The organism is Micromonospora sp. KC606 (genome assembly GCF_004348675.1).
Lineage (GTDB): Bacteria > Actinomycetota > Actinomycetes > Mycobacteriales > Micromonosporaceae > Micromonospora.
This window is the reverse complement of sequence record NZ_SMKN01000381.1, coordinates 1-2,335: the sequence shown is the minus strand read 5'-3', so window position 1 is coordinate 2,335 and position 2,335 is coordinate 1. Positions and strand designations below refer to the sequence as shown.

Genomic DNA, 2,335 nt, shown 5'->3' with positions numbered 1-2,335 from the left:
GCCCTGGGTGGCGGCGGCGAAGGACACCAGCCGTTCCAGCGTCCCGAACCCGGCCCCCGGGACGTCCAGCGTGCCGAGCCGGTCGACGGCCTGGGATGCGGCGTCCTCGTCGGGCATCGGCAGCTCCATGCCGGGCTGGATGACCAGGCCGGTGGTGACCATCGGCAGCGCCATGGTCGGCGCGGCCCAGGCGGTGCCCTGGTCCACGGCGGTGTCCTCGTCCACGGCGGTGCCCTGGTCGACGGCGGTGCCCTCGTCCACGGCGGTGGTGGACGTGTCGGGGGTGAGCACCGCCGGCAGCGGCGTCTCGGGGGCCGCCACCGGCCCGATCGCGCCGGCCGCCGCCGGCGTCTGCTGCGGGGGCACCTCGGCCGCGCGTGGCGCGGCACCCGGCTTCAGCCAGACCGGCTGGCCGGCCACCACCAGCGCCACGGCGTCGCAGGCGTCGGCGACGGCCCGGTTCGCCGCGCCGAGGGCGTCGGTGAACGCCCGGCCCAGTGGGGTGGTCGGCACCAGCGACAACCCCACCTCCGGGCTGACCAGCACCACCCGTGCCACGGTGTCCCGGACCGCGGCGGCCAGCTCGGCGACGGTGGCCACGTCGTCGGCGGGCTGGTGCGCCGGGTCGAGCAGCACCGTCACCCAACCGCCCAGGTCGTCCACGAGCAGCGTCTCGTGTGGCCCAGCGGAGGCGAGCACGTCGGCCAGCCGGCGCGGCTCGTCCGCGGTCTCCTCGGTGGCCCAACTTCCCGGGCGGCGCGCCCGGTGCGCGGCCAGCCGGCCGGTCCACTCGGCGTCCTCCGGGTCACCGGCGGCTGACGTCGCCACGTACCGCACGGTGGGGGCGTCAGCCACCAGGGACTCGGCGAACTCCGACTTGCCCGAGCGGATGCCGCCGAGCACCAGGACCGTGTTCCACCCGTCAAGGGACATGTCCGTACCTTAGAGCCGCCCGGAGCGTGGCCGCCGGCCGGCCCGGCTCAACCGCAGTGCTCGAATCCGCTGCCGTAGCTGGCGCCCCCAGCAGCCCCGCCCCACTTCACGCACGTCCCGCCGGCGCCGGCCCGGACCGGGCCGGCGTAGTACTTGAAGGAGCCGCTGTCGGTGCTGCGCTTCTTCCCCTTCACCTCCAGGAAGGCCGACACCCTGGTCGGCTCGCCGACGGCGGCCTGCTTCAGGGTGACCACGCAGTTGGCCTGGGCGCTGCCGTTCCAGAGCAGGTACACGCGGCCCTGCCGGACCCCGCCGGCGGTGAGCGTGGCCGAGTCGATGACCTTGTAGCCGCTGCCGCAGACCTCCGTCGGCGTGTGCGGGTTCGCCACCGCCGGCGCGCTGGTGGTCGTACTCGGCCGCGGGGCGGCGGTGGTCGGGGCAGTGCTCGGCGGCGTTCCGGCCGGACTCTGGGTGCGGGTCGCGGTGGCCTCAGGACCCGACGCCGATGGCCGGGAACCGGTGGCGCTCGGACCGGGCTTCGGCCGTTCGCCACGGGAGGCGCTGGCGGCCGGAGCGGGCGGGGTTGCCGTAACCACCGCCGACTCGGCGGTCAGGTCCGGACCGCCCGACGCCCGCTCGTCGGGCTGGAGCGCCAGCACCGCGCCGGCGCCGACGAGAACGGCGACCACCGCGCCGGCCGCGCCGACCAGGGCCAGTCGCCGGCGTCGCGCGCCGCCGGCCCGTTCCTCCCGGGTCGGGGCGGTGCCGGGCACGGCGTACGGGAACGGCGGGGTGTCCTGCTGCCCACCCACCACGGCCGGGTACGGCCCGCCGGGGTCCGGCGGCATCGGCGGAGGGCTGCCGGGCATGCCCGGGACCGGCAGGTTGGCGCCGCTCTGCTGCCATGGCGGCCCGGCGCCCGGCCCGGCGCCCGGCCCGGCGCCCGGCCTGGCGGCGGCCTGGGCTGGTCCGCCGACGCTCTGGTCCGCCGGGTTCGCCCCGGGGCTGCTTCCCGGACCGTCTCCGTGGCTGCCCGCCTCGGCGGACCGGTCGGCGGTCACGGCGGGCGGGCCGCCGGCCGCTGCGCCGGCGGGCATCGGCGGCCCGGACGGGCTGGCGGTTCCCGCCGGCGTCGGTGGTCCTGCGGGAGCCGCATCGGCCGGCGTCGGCGGCCCCGGCGGGATGGCTGCCGCCGGCAGGGCCGGGCCGTCCACCGCCCACGGCGGGCGCGGCGGCACCGGCAACACGGCCACCGTGGCGTCCCGGGCGTCCGTCGCGGCGTCGGCCATCGCGGCGGCGCTGGGCCAGCGGTCGGCGGGGTTCTTGGCCAGGGCGCGTTCGACCACCGCGGCCACCGGTGGCGGGATGTCGTGGGGCAGCGGCGGCGGAGCGTCCTGGGCGT

At 78.4% G+C, this 2,335-nt stretch carries 1 protein-coding gene and 1 pseudogene; both read right to left on the bottom strand.

Going from position 1 to position 2,335, the window contains the following annotated elements:
• Nucleotides 1–933: bifunctional adenosylcobinamide kinase/adenosylcobinamide-phosphate guanylyltransferase (locus tag E1193_RS31175; protein ID WP_207922947.1), on the bottom strand; the 933-nt coding region annotated here is incomplete at its 3' end.
• A 47-nt stretch (nt 934–980) separates the two neighbouring features.
• Nucleotides 981–2,335: pseudogene (locus E1193_RS32280) on the bottom strand (hypothetical protein); the annotation flags it as partial.